Genomic DNA, 14,472 nt, shown 5'->3' with positions numbered 1-14,472 from the left:
CCCATGAGCACCGGATTTTTCGGCGACATCCAGAAAATCAAATATGAAGGCCCCGATAGCACCAACCCGCTGGCTTTCCGTTATTATCAGCCCGACGAAATCGTCATGGGCAAGCGCATGGAAGACCACCTGCGTTTCGCCGTCGCCTACTGGCACAGCTTCACCTGGCCGGGCGGCGACCCGTTCGGCGGCCAGACCTTCCTGCGCCCGTGGTTCACCGACGGCATGCAGGCGGCGAAGCTGAAGGCCGACGTCGCCTTCGAATTCTTCTCGCTGCTCGGCGCACCCTATTATTGCTTCCACGATGCCGACGTGCGGCCGGAAGGCGCCAATTTTGCCGAGAACACCAAGAACCTCAACGAGATCGTCGATTATTTCGCGGAAAAGCAGGCGGCGACGGGCGTCAAGCTTTTGTGGGGCACCGCCAACCTGTTCTCGCATCGCCGCTACATGGCGGGTGCCGCAACCAATCCGGATCCGGACGTCTTCGCTTTCGCCGCCGCGACCGTAAAAACCTGCCTGGATGCCACGCAGCGTCTCGGCGGCGAGAACTACGTGCTCTGGGGCGGCCGTGAAGGTTACGAGACGCTGCTCAACACCGATATCGGCCGCGAACTCGACCATATGGGCCGCTTCCTCAACCTCGTCGTCGAATACAAGCACAAGATCGGCTTCAAGGGCACGATCCTCATCGAGCCGAAGCCGCAGGAGCCGACCAAGCACCAGTATGATTACGACGTCGCCACGGTCTACGGCTTCCTCAGGAAGCATGGCCTGGAGAACGAAGTGAAGCTCAACATCGAGCAGGGCCATGCCATCCTGGCCGGCCATACGTTCGAACACGAACTGGCGCTTGCCAATGCGCTCGGCATCTTCGGCTCGATCGACATGAACCGCAACGACTACCAGTCCGGCTGGGATACCGACCAGTTCCCCAACAACGTGCCGGAAATGGCGCTCGCCTATTACCAGGTGCTGCAGGCCGGCGGTTTCACTACGGGCGGCACCAATTTCGACGCCAAGCTGCGCCGTCAGTCGCTCGATCCGGACGATCTGCTGATCGGTCACATCGGCGGCATGGATTGCTGCGCCCGCGGCCTGAAGGCGGCAGCGCGCATGGTCGAGGACGGCGCATTGTCGAAGCCGCTCGATGCCCGTTATGCCGGCTGGAATTCGCCGGAAGCACAGAAGATGCTGCGCGGCGAATATTCGCTCGAACAGATCGCCGCCAATGTCGAGGGCGGCGACATCAATCCGGAACCGAAGTCCGGCCGCCAGGAGCTTCTGGAAAACGTCGTCAACCGCTACGTCTGAGCGCTGATGGTGAAAAACCTTCCCGGCCGGGTTTGATCGGCCGGGAACTCGTGCTAAACCGCAGACCTGCAACGTTACAGGAAATTTCATTGGAGGAGATTTCATGAAAACCATTAAGGGCCCCGCTCTGTTTCTCGGTCAATTCGCGGGAGATCAGGCTCCTTTCAATTCCTGGGACGGCATTACCAAGTGGGCAGCGGAAAAAGGCTATATCGGCGTGCAGGTGCCGACATGGGCGAGCCAGCTGATCGACTTGAAGAAGGCGTCCGAATCCAAGGATTATTGCGACGAATTTGCCGGCAAGGCGCGCGAGAACGGCATCGAGGTGACCGAGCTTTCGACCCACCTGCAGGGCCAGCTTGTCGCCGTCAATCCGGTCTATGACGAAGCCTTCGATGGTTTCGCGGCGCCGGAAGTGCGTGGCAACCCGAAGGCACGGCAGGCCTGGGCGGTCGAGCAGGTGAAGATGGCGCTCACGGCCTCGCGGCATCTCGGCATCAATGCACATGCGACCTTCTCCGGGGCGCTGGCCTGGCCGTTCATCTATCCCTGGCCACAGCGGCCGGCCGGGCTGGTGGAAGCCGCTTTCGACGAGCTTGCCCGCCGCTGGAGACCGATCCTCGACCATGCCGAAGAAAACGGCGTCGATATCTGCTACGAAATCCATCCGGGCGAAGACCTGCATGACGGCATCACCTACGAGATGTTCCTCGAACGCGTCGGCAACCATCCGCGCGCCAACATGCTCTACGATCCGTCGCACTATGTCCTTCAGTGCCTCGATTACCTCGACAACATCGACATCTACAAGGACCGCATCAAGATGTTCCACGTCAAGGATGCGGAGTTCAATCCGACCGGGCGGCAGGGCGTTTATGGCGGCTATCAGGGCTGGGTCAACCGTGCCGGCCGGTTCCGCTCTCTGGGCGATGGCCAGGTGGATTTTGGTGCGGTTTTCTCCAAGCTCACCGCCAATGATTTCGACGGCTGGGCCGTGGTGGAATGGGAGTGCGCCCTCAAGCATCCCGAAGACGGGGCGCGTGAAGGCGCCGAATTCGTGCGTGCCCACATCATCCGCGTCACGGAAAAGGCCTTCGACGACTTCGCTGGCGCCGGCACCGACGATGCCGCCAACCGAAGGATGCTAGGGATCTGATCTGGTTTAAGAGCGTGCTCAAGATCGTCTTCTCCCCGAAGAAGGCAGAAAACGGTCGGCAAGTTGCACGAAGCGGATAGACCAGCGATCAAGCAGTTAAAAGATAAGGAGGAAACACATGGCTATCGAAGGTTCCAAGGAAGAAGGCCGCGCACCGCGCATCCGGTTGGGCATGGTCGGTGGCGGAGCAGGGGCCTTTATCGGTGCGGTGCATCGCATGGCGGCGCGCCTCGACGACCAGTTCGACCTGATCGCCGGTGCCCTGTCGTCGACGCCGGAAAAGGCGATCGCGTCGGGCCGTGATCTCGGGCTCGATCCGTCGCGCACCTATTCTAGCTACAAGGAAATGGCGATCCGTGAGGCGAAGCTGAAGAATGGCATCGAGGCCGTTTCCATCGTCACGCCGAACCACGTGCATTATGACGCAGCCAAGGAATTCCTCAAGCGCGGCATCCATGTGATCTGCGACAAGCCGCTGACCTCGAACCTCGCCGATGCCAAGAAGCTGAAGAAGGTCGCGGATGAGAGCGGTGCGCTTTTCATCCTCACCCACAATTACACCGGCTATCCGATGGTGCGTCAGGCGCGCGAAATGGTGGCCGATGGCGCGCTTGGCGATATCCGTATCGTCCAGGCGGAATATCCGCAGGACTGGCTGACGGAAGCGGTGGAGCAGACCGGCTCCAAGCAGGCCGCCTGGCGCACGGACCCGGCGCAATCCGGCGCCGGCGGCTCGACGGGTGATATCGGCACCCATGCCTACAATCTTGCTTCCTTCATCTCCGGGCTGGAACTCGACAGCCTGGCGGCCGATCTCGACAGTTTCGTCGAAGGCCGGCGGCTGGACGACAATGCCCATGTGATGCTGCGCTTCAAGGCGAATGGCTCCGAAAAGCCGGCCAAGGGCATGTTGTGGTGCAGCCAGGTGGCGCCCGGCCATGAAAACGGCCTCAAGGTGCGCGTCTACGGCACCAAGGGTGGCCTCGAATGGGTGCAGGCCGATCCGAACTATCTCTGGTTCACGCCCTTCGGCGGCGAAAAACGCCTGATCACCCGCGGCGGGGTCGGTGCCGGCGCCGCTGCCGCCCGCGTCACCCGCGTTCCCTCCGGCCATCCGGAAGGTTACCTCGAAGCCTTCGCGACCATCTATTCGGAAGCGGCGCGGGCGATCAATGCTCGCAAGGCCGGCGAGGCGGTGGACCCTGCGGTGATCTATCCGACGGTCGATGACGGCGTGAAGGGCGTTGCCTTCGTCGAGGCGTGTGTTGCTTCCTCCAGGAAGAACGGCGGCTGGATCAAGCTTTAAGCTGTCATTCCGCGAAATAAGCCATGTCTCTTCCGGGAGGCATGTCGTAAAAGATGCCGAATGATGGGTTGCTGCCTTGAATGCGCCGCAGCCCTCACCTAGGTTGGCGCCATCTGCAATACCGACAGGATGTGTGCACCATGGATTTTGACCCGATCGCAATGCCCCACCGCTTTGCCATCCGGGAGTTTTCCATTCGTGCCTGCCTCCATAACCCTGTCCAATCTTACGTGGTCGACGCCTGACGGGCGGCCGCTTTTTTCCCATCTCGACCTGAGCTTCGGCCCCGAGCGCACCGGTCTCGTCGGCCGTAACGGCGTCGGCAAATCGACGATCCTGCGGCTGATCACCGGCGTGTTGCAGCCGCAATCCGGCACGGTGTCCGTCGAAGGCCGCATCGACCTTCTGCGCCAGAGCGTCCAGGTGGAGGCGGAGGAGACCGTTGCCGATCTTTTCGATATCGTCGAACCGCTCGCCGTGCTTGCCCGCGCCGAACGGGGCGAAGCGTCGGCGGAAGACCTTGCCGTCGCCGACTGGACGCTGGAAACGCGTCTGGCCGCTGCCCTGGCCGATATCGGGCTCGATGCAGCCCCGGAGACGCGGCTGGCGGCACTGTCCGGCGGCCAGCGTACGCGGGCGGCACTCGCCGCGCTGATCTTCACCGAACCCGACATGCTCCTGCTCGACGAGCCGACCAACAATCTCGATCGGCCCGGTCGGGAAGCCGTCATCGACCTGCTGGCCCGCTGGCGGGGCGGGGCGATCGTCGTCAGCCATGATCGTGAGCTTTTGGAGACGATGGACGCCATCGTCGAACTCACCGCGCTCGGCGCCAAACGTTATGGCGGCGGCTGGAGCCAGTTCGAGGAGCGTCGGCGCATCGAGCTGGCTGCAGCGGAGCAGGACCTGGCGGGCGCGGAAAAACGTCTGGCGGAACTTGCCCAGAACACCCAGCAGCAGGTCGAGCGTCAGGCGCGTCGCGATGGCGTCGGCAAGCGGAAAGCGGCGCGCGGCGACATGCCCCGCATCATTGCCGGCGGTTTGAAGCGGCGTGCCGAGGAGACCGGCGCGGATAAGGCGCGGCTCGCCGAACGGCGGCGGCAACAGGCGATGGAGGATGCGGCGGCCGCACGCGAGCGCATCGAAATCCTGCAGCCGTTTTCGGCACAGATCGGCACGGCATCGCTGCCGGCGGGCAAGCCGGTGCTGCGTGTCGATGATGTCACCGCGGGCTATCTGCCCGACCGGCCGATCCTGCAGGGTTTTTCCTGCAGCATCACCGGACCGGAGCGGGTGGCCATCGGCGGACCGAACGGATCGGGCAAGACGACGCTGCTGGCGCTGATAACCGGGGCCTTGCAGCCCTGGAGCGGTTCGGTGGCGGTCAGCGTGCCTTTTTCGCTGCTGGACCAGACCGTGAGCCTGCTCGATCCGGCGCTGTCCATCCGTGACAATTTCCGCCGCATCAACCCGCAATCCGACGAAAATGCCTGCCGGGCTGCCCTGGCGCGGTTCATGTTCCGGGCCGACGCTGCGTTGCAGATGGCGTCGACGCTCAGCGGTGGCCAGCTGTTGCGCGCCGGTCTCGCCTGCGTGCTCGGCGGGCCGCGTCCGCCGCAACTGCTGATCCTCGACGAGCCGACCAACCATCTCGACATCGATTCCATCGCCGTGGTCGAGCGTGGCCTGCGTGCCTATGACGGCGCATTGCTGGTGGTCAGCCATGACGCGGTCTTTCTCGAAGAAATCGCCATTTCGCGCCGGGTGCAGCTGGGTGAACCTGCTTCCTGAGCGCTCGGCCGCCTTTTCGTGTCCGCAACGTTACAGGGGTGAGATTTCACTCCTGTAACGTTGCAGATTCGGGTGTAGTGCCCCTGTACAAGCGCATTGCCCTCCGTTACATCGCCTTTGCAGATTAAAGAGCAGCATTTGAAGAGACGAACCGATATGATCGATCCGAAGATCCTTGCCGCCCGTTTCCCCGGTGATTTCCTGTTTGGCGTGGCCACGGCTGCGTTCCAGATCGAAGGGACGTCCAAGGCCGATGGGCGCAAGCCGTCGATCTGGGATGCGTTTTCCAACATGCCGGGACGCGTCCGCAACCGCGACAACGGCGATGTCGCCTGCGATCACTACAACCGGCTGGAGCAGGATCTCGACCTGATCAAGGAGATGGGCGTTTCCGCCTATCGCTTCTCCATCGCCTGGCCGCGCATCGTGCCTGAAGGCACCGGCCCGATCAACGAAAGCGGCCTCGATTTCTACGACCGGCTCGTCGATGGCTGCAAGGCACGCGGCATCAAGACCTTCGCGACGCTGTATCACTGGGACCTGCCGCTGGCGCTGATGGGCGACGGCGGCTGGACGGCGCGTTCGACGGCCTATGCCTTCCAGCGTTATGCCAAGATCGTCATGGGCCGCCTCGGCGACCGGCTGGACGCGGTGGCGACCTTCAACGAGCCCTGGTGTTCGGTCTGGCTCAGCCATCTCTACGGCATCCATGCACCTGGCGAGCGCAACATGCAGGCCGCCCTGTACGCGATGCATCATACCAACCTGGCGCATGGCCTCGGCATCGAGGCGATCCGGGATGCAGCGCCGAAGGTGCCGGCCGGGCTGGTGCTGAACGCCCATTCCGTCCTGCCGGCCAGCGACAGCGCCGAGGACAGGGCGGCGATGCAGCGCGCCTTCGATTTCCACAACGGCGCCTTCTTCGGCCCGGTGTTCAAGGGTGCCTATCCCGGCGCCCTCATCGAAGCCCTGGGGGACCGGATGCCGGCTGTCGAGGCCGACGATCTGCGGATCATCAGCCAGAAGCTCGACTGGTGGGGCCTGAACTATTACACGCCGATGCGTGTCGCCGATGATCCGGCGCCCGGCGCGGAGTTTCCAGCCACCGTCAATGCCGCACCGGTCAGCGACGTCAAGACCGATATCGGCTGGGAAGTCTATTCGCCGGCGCTGAAGTCGCTGGTCGAGGAACTGTATGCCCGCTACGACCTGCCGGCTCTCTACATCACCGAAAACGGTGCCGCCTACAACATGGGCGTGGAAAATGGCGAGGTCGATGACCAGCCGCGCCTCGATTATTACGCCGACCACCTGTCGGTCTGTGCCGACCTGATTTCCGAAGGGTATCCCGTTCACGGCTATTTCGCCTGGAGCCTGATGGACAATTTCGAATGGGCGGAGGGCTACACCATGCGTTTCGGCCTGGTGCATGTCGATTACCAGACGCAGGTGCGCACCGTGAAGAAGAGCGGCAAGTGGTACGGCGAACTCGCGGGTGCGTTTCCGCACGGCAATCATCGGGCCGGATGAGGTCCGGTCCAGGCGGTCGCTGCCTTCGACGTCTTCGGGACGTCTTCAGCGGGCATCGCCCCAGGACTTCGTCTCATGCGCGAATATAGCGGAGCGTGACAGCCCCATTTAACGGAATTTGAAGCTTTTTCGAGAAGACTAGGGAGTGGCTCGTGGAGTGTTCAATGCGTTTTTCCTCGCGGCTTATTCCGCAGACAAGCGAAGGGCGGCGGCAGTTGGCCGTTGCCGGCGTTCTGCTGGCATTTGCCTTCGTCGTCATGGTGGTGACGTCCATCGTGCTGACGGCGATCGGCGAGGTTGCGCGTCATGCCAATATTCTCGATGACGGGCGCTCGCGCGAAACCACGAACGGCGCTCTGAAAACGTTCCGCTTCCAGCTGAAGGCCACCCTCACCGATTATGCCGCCTGGGACGACGCGACGCGATACGTCTATGCGGCCGACGGAGCGGAATGGATCGTCAGCAATTTCGGCGACATGACCTTCGACAGCGATCTTTTCGATACGGCGATGATCATCGATTCCGAGCGCAACGTGCACATGGCCTATCACGATGGCAAGCCGATGCAGGTTTCCATCGACGATTATTTCGGTCCGGCGATCTGGACCTTGTTCGACGAGGCCCGCAAGCCGGATACCGGCAGAGATCCGGATGCGACCGGTTTCGTACGGACGCCGGACGGCATCGCGGCTGTCGGCATATCGTTGATCCGCAAAAAAAGCGGCGAAATCCTCGTCAAGGAGGAGGATTACCGTTACCTGGTTTTCGCCCGGCACCTGGACAACAAGGTGGCGCAGCTGTCGCGGGTCTACGTCATCGACGGGCTGCACCTGGCGCCGCCGGAAGCCGAAAGCGCCTTCTCCGTGCCGATCGTCGATCCGGACGGCCGGACGCTTGCCAGGATGTTGTGGACGTCGCGCGGGCCGGGAGACGCGAGTTTTGCCCAGGTGCGGCCGATGGTGCTGGTCGCGGTCGGCATCGTCGGCTGTTTTTTCCTTGCGCTTCTGCTCATCGGTGTCGTCGCCATGCGCCGTCTCAAGGAGGACGAGACGCGGGCCAGCCAGCTCGCCCTGCAGGACCGCCTCAGCGGGCTTCTCAACCGTGCCGGCCTTTACGCCGGTCTCGAGCAACTGGTCGAAAAGGCGCGGCAGGACAAAAGCGACGTCCTGCTGCTTTATCTCGATCTCGACGGTTTCAAGGAGGTCAACGATGCCTACGGCCATGGTATCGGCGACCAGCTGATTCGCGGCGTTGCCGCCGGGCTGAAAATGCTCGTTCCCCCCGGCGCCATGCTGGCGAGGCTGGGCGGCGACGAGTTTGCCGTGGCGCTCGTCACCCGCCGGATCGACCGGATCGCCGACCGCCTGTCGCAAAACATCCTGGAATTCTTTTCCGAGCCCTTCGTCATCGGCGAGCGCGTCGCCATCGTCGGCGCGAGCATCGGCGCCTCCTCTTCGCCCATGGGGCTGATCGCCAGCGAGGAAGCGCTGCGCCGCGCCGATCTTGCCATGTACAAGGCCAAGGAGAGCGGTCGCGGCCGTTTCGTTCGTTATGAGCCGGATATGGACGTCGACCGGCAGGAGCGCAACGACATGGAAGTCGATCTGCGCCGCGCCATCGAAATGGAGGCGTTGTACGTCGTCTACCAGCCGGTCATCGCCGCGGGCGGCCGCCGGACCATCGGCGTCGAAGCGCTGGTGCGCTGGGACCGGCCGGGCCATGGGCCGGTGTCGCCGGATCGTTTCATCCCGATTGCCGAAACCACCGGTCTGATCGACAGCCTGGGGTTGTTCGTGCTGCGCAAGGCTTGCCTGGAGGTGCTGGACTGGCCCGGTATCAGCATCGCCGTCAACATTTCCCCCGGCCAGTTCCGAAACCCTGCCTTCACCTCCAATATCCAGCGCGTCATCCAGGATAGCGGCATCGATCCCTCGCGCATCGTCCTTGAAGTGACGGAGGGATATTTCATCCAGAATCCCGCACGCGCCCGCTGGACGATCGCCAAACTCAAGCAACTTGGCGTGAAGATTGCCCTCGACGATTTCGGTTCGGGCTTTTCGAGCGTCGGTTACCTGCGCCAGTTCGGTTTCGACCGGATGAAGATCGACCGCTCGCTGGTGGCGGCGCTGGACGAAAGCCCGACGGCCGGCGAGTTGCTGCAGGCGACGGTGTCGATTGCGCGGGCGCTCGGCATTCCCGTCACGGCGGAGGGCATCGAGAAGGAGGAGCAGGCGATCGCGCTGGAACTCTGCGGCTGCGACGAGTTGCAGGGTTTTTATTTCGGCCGTCCGACATCGCCGGAGCAAATTCTGGCCCGCCTTCAAAACGAAGGCGGCAAGGACGATCATACCGCCGCCGCGTGATATTCCTTAACTGCCGAGATGCCGCTGGCCGCGCTTCTTGGCGAGCGCGATCTGCTGCTGCCGGTCGCGGTAACGCTGGCGATCCGCGTCGCTGCGGCGTTCGTAGCAATGCGGGCAGGAGACGCCTTCCTCGAAATGCCGTGATTGCAGGTCCTTGCGCTCCAGCGGCTCGCGGCAGGCATGGCAGAGGATGTGCTCGCCTTCCTTCAGGCCGTGGGTGACGGAGACGCGCTCGTCGAAGACGAAACATGCGCCTTCCCACAGGCTTTCTTCCTGCGGGATTTCCTCCAGATATTTCAGGATGCCGCCCTTGAGGTGGTAGACCTCGTCGAACCCCTGTTCCTTCATGAAGGCGGTGGCCTTTTCGCAACGGATGCCGCCGGTGCAATACATGGCGATCTTCGGCTTGTTGTGCAGGCCGGGATTTTGCCGCACCCAGTCCGGAAATTCGCGGAAGGTGCGGGTCTTCGGATCGACCGCGCCGCGGAAGATGCCGATGGCGGTCTCGTAGTCGTTGCGCGTGTCAATGACCAGCGTATCGGGGTCGCTGATCAGCTCGTTCCACTCTTGCGGTGAAACATAGGTGCCGACCACCTTGTTGGGGTCGATGTCCTCGACGCCCATGGTGACGATCTCTTTCTTCAGCCGCACCTTCATGCGCAGGAAAGGCATCTTCGAAGCGCGGCTTTCCTTGTGCTCGAGGCCGGCAAATTCCGGCTGGACGCGCAGGAAGGCGAGCAGGCGGGCGATGGCGGCATCCGTGCCGGCCACGGTGCCGTTGATGCCTTCATGGGCGATCAGCAGCGTGCCCTTGATGCCGTTTTCGGTGCAGAGGTCCTGCAGCGGCGCGCGAAAACTCTCGAAACGCGGAAACGCCGCGAAATGATAGAGCGCCGCAACGCAGAATGTGCCCTCTGTTTCAGGGCTGAATGTCGTCGATGTGTCCATGGGCAGTGAAATACAGTTTTCGCTCATGCCGCGCAATCCGCTTTGCAACGGGGCGCGGCGGCACTCTGTCGCGTGTCATCCTGCTGCTTTTGCCCAGAGGTGGCCGATGAGGTCCGCTTCCCTGTCCGATGCGTCGGCATAGACATCCTCGGCTGCGGCGAGGCTGTCCTTGCGCAGCTGTTGCAGCCGCCGCCCGACCGCAGCCTTGACCGGCCCTGCCGCAATAGAGGCGGCGAAGTCTTCGTCGGTCTCCAGCAGATCGACGAGAACGCTCAGGTCGTTGCCGTCGCCAAGCAGGTCCGTCAGCGTTTTTGCCGCCTGCTTCTTGGCCATCATCGCCGATGGCCAGAGCGGTTTCAGCAACTGGTTGTACATCCAATAATCCTGGCTGCGCTTGCGCAGGTCATGGAAATCGGCGGCAGCGCCGCCGGCGCGACAACTGGAGAGGGCGGCGATTGCCCGTCCGTGCGTCTTGCGCCAGCCTTTGGCCAGCCGTTTGGCCGTAACCCGCCGGCGATTGTCGAAGTCGAGTTCCTCCAGCGCCTCCATGCCCTGCCGGCAGCTGTCGATGGCGGCCATGGCACGGCCTTCCAGCTCGGCATCGTCGCTTGCCATCGCATCGCGCCGTTTGCCGAGGGCCTTGAGCAGGCCGTCGAGCGCCTGCCGTTCCTTCCTGTTGTCGGCAAGATCGACGAGCTTGCCGGCCGCCTCGATCCGCGCCGTCGCGTCGCGTAGGCCCGAAAGGCTTTTGGCCGCGTGGTGCAGCCGGTCGTTCTCCTGCTTGCGGAAATCCTTGGCGTCGGCGCAAACGAGGCGGTAGAGGCCGCGTAACCGCTTGAAATTCTTGCGGGCGTCGTGGATTGCCTCGTGCAATCCGGCCGGTCGTTCCGCAAGTGCGGCGATGGCCTCCCCGAACTGTTCCCTGCCGATACGGCGGATTTCGGCGGTGAAAGACCGGTCAGGCAGGATGCGATATGCCATAGCCGATCTCCTCGCGCAGGTCCTCGGTCGCCAGCGACTGGTTGGAGTAGCGGTGGTCGCCCGTCACCTCCGGTCCCAGCCAATCGGGAAGGGTGGGATTGTCGGCCTCGTGTTTCATCTCCACCTCGGCGACGGTCAGTCCGCGATAAATTCCATCATAGACGTCGATTTCCCAGGTGAAGCCGTGGTGCACCACCTTGTAGCGCGTCTTCTCGATGACGATGCCGATGGCCTGCTTGATCATGTCGCAGGCGTCCGCCAGCGGGATCTCGTACTCGAATTCTTCCCGGGCCAGCGCATTGCGGCCGATCTTGATGGTCAGCAGCGCTTTTTGCCCTTCGATCACCCGCACCCGCACGGAGCGATCGTCCATCGAGGCGATATAGGCTTGCTGGAACGTGGCACCGGCGGAGGCGAATTCACGCCAATGGGTATCAAGGACGAGGAATTTCCGCTCGATTTCTTTTGCCATAGGTTCCGTCAGATCCGTTGCGCAGTCGGGCGCACCCTAGCGCAGCGATGCCGGTTGATAAAGTCGCAGTCCTCTCATGGTCCTTGCTTTTATCTCGACATCGCCGTGCGGGCGGGGTATTCGAGGGGTAATTCAATCGTTTTAAAGGACGTGCGGTCATGGGTGAAAAAACCGAAAAACTTCTTTCCATCCTCAAGCTGCAACCGGTCGTTCCGGTGCTGATCGTCGAGGATGCCGCCTCTGCCGTGCCGCTTGCCCGGGCGCTCGTCGCCGGTGGCCTGAAGGCGATCGAGATCACCATGCGCACGCCGGCGGCACTGGATGCCGTCCGGGCCGTGGCGGCCGAGGTCGAGGGAGCCGCCGTCGGTGCCGGCACGATCCTGAACGCGGCGCATTTCGAGGCGGCCGTGGCTGCCGGTTCCACCTTCGTCGTCAGCCCCGGCACGACGCAGGAACTGCTGGATGCAGCGCGCCATTCCGACGTGCCGCTGCTGCCGGGTGCTGCGACCGCCAGCGAGGTCATGGCGCTGCGGGAGGAGGGCTACAAGGTGCTGAAATTCTTCCCGGCCGAACAGGCGGGCGGTGCCGCCTACCTCAAGTCGCTGTCCTCGCCGCTCGCCGGCACTTTCTTCTGCCCGACGGGCGGCATCTCGCTGAAGAACGCCAGGGACTATCTGTCGCTGCCGAACGTCGTCTGCGTCGGCGGCTCCTGGGTGGCGCCGAAGGAGATGGTGGCAGCCGGCGACTGGGCGGGCATCACCAGGCTTGCGGCGGAAGCGGCCGCCCTCAAGAGCTGACTTTTTACGGTTTATCGCCGCTGCAGGGCGCTTTTCCGCTGCCTCTCCCTTTGTATTCGCCGGCATCCCTTCCTATCTTGCCGGCGAAGAAGTCAACCACGGAGACGACAGGCATGTTCGACGCGCGCAAGATTTTGGATCAGTTCCTCGGCTCCCAGATCCCCGGTGTCGGCGGTTCCGTCCGCGACCGCGCAGGGCAGGCGACGCAGATGGCCAAGGACAACCCGCTGGCCGCCGGCGCGCTTGCCGCCGCGATCTTCGGCACCAAGACCGGCCGCAACATTGCCGGCAACGCGCTGACCATCGGCGGGCTTGCCGCCATCGCCGGCCTCGGCTACCAGGCCTACAAGAACTACCAGGCCGGCAAGGAGCCGCAGGCAGCGGGCACGACCACAGGCGCCGACACCGGCCCGGTCTTCCTGCCGCCGCCGAGCGACTCCGGTTTCAGCACCGAGCCGCAGGTCTTGCGCAACGATTTCGTTCTGGCGCTGATCCAGGCAATGATCGCCGCCGCCAAGGCCGACGGCCATATCGATGACACCGAACGCGCCCGGATCATCGACAAGGTCAAGCTTTCGGGTTTCGGCAGCGAAGCGGAAGCCTTTTTCCAGAAGGAGCTGAACGAGCCGACCGATCTTGACGCTCTTGTTGCGGCAGCGCAGACGGAGGAGCAGCGTGTCGAGCTCTACACTGCCTCACGGCTCGCCATCGAGCCGGACAGCCGCGCCGAGCGCGGTTATCTCGATCTGCTCGCCGGTCGCCTCGGCCTGCCGGATGCGCTGGTCGACCATATCGAGGCAACGGTGTCGACCGCCAAGGTCTGACCGCCGCGTCGTTCTGGGCGATTGCCTTTCCGTAGCGGCTGGCCTAAGCGTCTTGCCGAGACGAAAAGGAATGCCATGCGCGATCTATCCCAGTTCAAAGGCTGCCCGTCGCCGCGGCCGGTGACGTTGCGGGGTCGCACCGTCACCGTGGAGCCGTACGATCGCGCTGCGCATCCGCAAGCCTTGTGGGATGCGTTGGGCGGCATGGGCACCAATGAGCGGCTGCGGTATTTCTCGGCGCCCGATTTCGGCGGTGTCGAGGATTTTGCGGCCTTGCTCGAAGGCGTGCAGCAAGGCAAGGCCAGCTGGGTCACCCATGTCTTCCGCGACAACGCCACCGGCCGGATCGTCGGCATGGCGAGTTACATGCGCGCCGACCTGGCAAACGGCGCCATCGAAGTCGGCGGCGTGGCGCATGGCGAGGCGATGGCGCGTTCGCCGCTGTCGACGGAAGCGCATTATTTGATGGCAAAACACGTTTTCGAAGATCTCGGCTATTTGCGCTACGAATGGAAATGCCATAGCCGGAACGAGGCAAGCCGCGCTGCGGCCGCCCGCTACGGCTTTTCCTTCGAAGGCATCTTCCGCCAGCACATGATTTCCCGCGGCAAGCTGCGCGACACCGCCTGGTTTTCGATGATCGACCTCGACTGGCCGCTGCTTGACGCGGCCTTCAAGGCCTGGCTGGCGCCGGAAAATTTCGATGCGGACGGCAAACAGAAACGTCGCCTGGAGGATATCCGGCGTGAACTCGGCAAGGAGCAGACGGCATGAGCACGCCGCAGAAAAAAGAACGATCGCCGGCTTTTGCCGCCGCCATCATCCTGCTGGGCGCCGGCCTCCTGTTTTTCGCCATGCCGAAGATCATGCTGTGGCTCGGCGATTTTTCCCCATGGCTGGCGGCCATCTTCGGCACCGCCGCCGTCCTGGCGTTTTTCCTGATCTTCTGGCTGCGGGCGCGGTACCAGCGGCGCCACCTGCGTTGAGGTT

13 protein-coding genes are annotated in these 14,472 nt (G+C 63.2%); 10 read left to right on the top strand and 3 right to left on the bottom strand.

What is annotated here, in order from left to right; all coding sequences use genetic code 11:
* Nucleotides 1-3: 3 nt before the first annotated feature.
* The 6 genes from xylA (at nt 4) to DEM27_RS07190 (ending at nt 9,460) form a co-directional block, all read left to right on the top strand.
* The gene (gene xylA / locus DEM27_RS07215) at nt 4-1,314 is read left to right on the top strand and encodes a xylose isomerase (protein ID WP_109457516.1); all 1,311 of its coding nucleotides are present in this window, start codon (nt 4-6) and stop codon (nt 1,312-1,314) included.
* A 103-nt stretch (nt 1,315-1,417) separates the two neighbouring features.
* Nucleotides 1,418-2,470, top strand: a complete 1,053-nt coding sequence (locus DEM27_RS07210; RefSeq protein ID WP_109457515.1) for a sugar phosphate isomerase/epimerase family protein — start codon at nt 1,418-1,420, stop codon at nt 2,468-2,470.
* A 118-nt stretch (nt 2,471-2,588) separates the two neighbouring features.
* On the top strand, nt 2,589-3,776 hold the full coding sequence (locus DEM27_RS07205) for a Gfo/Idh/MocA family protein (RefSeq protein WP_109457514.1): 1,188 nt from the start codon (nt 2,589-2,591) through the stop codon (nt 3,774-3,776).
* Between the two features lie 198 nt (nt 3,777-3,974).
* On the top strand, nt 3,975-5,567 hold the full coding sequence (locus DEM27_RS07200) for an ABC-F family ATP-binding cassette domain-containing protein (RefSeq protein ID WP_109457513.1): 1,593 nt from the start codon (nt 3,975-3,977) through the stop codon (nt 5,565-5,567).
* A 156-nt stretch (nt 5,568-5,723) separates the two neighbouring features.
* Complete coding sequence (locus tag DEM27_RS07195) at nt 5,724-7,097, top strand: GH1 family beta-glucosidase (RefSeq protein ID WP_109457512.1); 1,374 nt, start codon at nt 5,724-5,726, stop codon at nt 7,095-7,097.
* 164 nt (nt 7,098-7,261) lie between these two features.
* Nucleotides 7,262-9,460, top strand: coding sequence for a bifunctional diguanylate cyclase/phosphodiesterase (locus DEM27_RS07190; RefSeq protein WP_109457511.1), 2,199 nt, complete (start codon nt 7,262-7,264; stop codon nt 9,458-9,460).
* A gap of 6 nt (nt 9,461-9,466) precedes the next feature.
* Here DEM27_RS07190 and trhO read toward each other — a convergent pair whose 3' ends face one another.
* The 3 genes from trhO to DEM27_RS07175 all read right to left on the bottom strand — a co-directional run bounded on the left by trhO (nt 9,467) and on the right by DEM27_RS07175 (nt 11,861).
* Nucleotides 9,467-10,408 (bottom strand): oxygen-dependent tRNA uridine(34) hydroxylase TrhO, encoded by a 942-nt coding sequence (gene trhO / locus DEM27_RS07185; protein ID WP_109457510.1) that lies wholly within the window; start codon nt 10,406-10,408, stop codon nt 9,467-9,469.
* A gap of 75 nt (nt 10,409-10,483) precedes the next feature.
* The gene (locus DEM27_RS07180; protein ID WP_109457509.1) at nt 10,484-11,389 is read right to left on the bottom strand and encodes a CHAD domain-containing protein; all 906 of its coding nucleotides are present in this window, start codon (nt 11,387-11,389) and stop codon (nt 10,484-10,486) included.
* Nucleotides 11,367-11,861, bottom strand: a complete 495-nt coding sequence (locus tag DEM27_RS07175; protein WP_109457508.1) for a CYTH domain-containing protein — start codon at nt 11,859-11,861, stop codon at nt 11,367-11,369. The genes DEM27_RS07180 and DEM27_RS07175 overlap by 23 nt, the downstream gene beginning before the upstream one ends.
* A 158-nt stretch (nt 11,862-12,019) precedes the next feature.
* On the opposite strand from DEM27_RS07175, the gene DEM27_RS07170 reads away from it, so the two are divergent.
* The 4 genes from DEM27_RS07170 (at nt 12,020) to DEM27_RS07155 (ending at nt 14,468) form a co-directional block, all read left to right on the top strand.
* Nucleotides 12,020-12,658, top strand: a complete 639-nt coding sequence (locus DEM27_RS07170) for a 2-dehydro-3-deoxy-phosphogluconate aldolase (protein ID WP_109457507.1) — start codon at nt 12,020-12,022, stop codon at nt 12,656-12,658.
* Between the two features lie 113 nt (nt 12,659-12,771).
* Complete coding sequence (locus DEM27_RS07165; RefSeq protein ID WP_109457506.1) at nt 12,772-13,482, top strand: tellurite resistance TerB family protein; 711 nt, start codon at nt 12,772-12,774, stop codon at nt 13,480-13,482.
* A 75-nt stretch (nt 13,483-13,557) separates the two neighbouring features.
* Nucleotides 13,558-14,256: a GNAT family N-acetyltransferase gene (locus tag DEM27_RS07160; protein ID WP_109457505.1), complete on the top strand. Its 699-nt coding sequence runs from the start codon at nt 13,558-13,560 to the stop codon at nt 14,254-14,256.
* The gene (locus DEM27_RS07155) at nt 14,253-14,468 is read left to right on the top strand and encodes a hypothetical protein (protein WP_109457504.1); all 216 of its coding nucleotides are present in this window, start codon (nt 14,253-14,255) and stop codon (nt 14,466-14,468) included. The genes DEM27_RS07160 and DEM27_RS07155 overlap by 4 nt, the downstream gene beginning before the upstream one ends.
* The last annotated feature ends 4 nt before the right edge of the window (nt 14,469-14,472 follow it).

It is taken from the genome of Rhizobium album (assembly GCF_003122325.1).
Lineage (GTDB): Bacteria > Pseudomonadota > Alphaproteobacteria > Rhizobiales > Rhizobiaceae > Metarhizobium > Metarhizobium album.
This window is presented reverse-complemented; position numbering and strand designations above follow the sequence as displayed.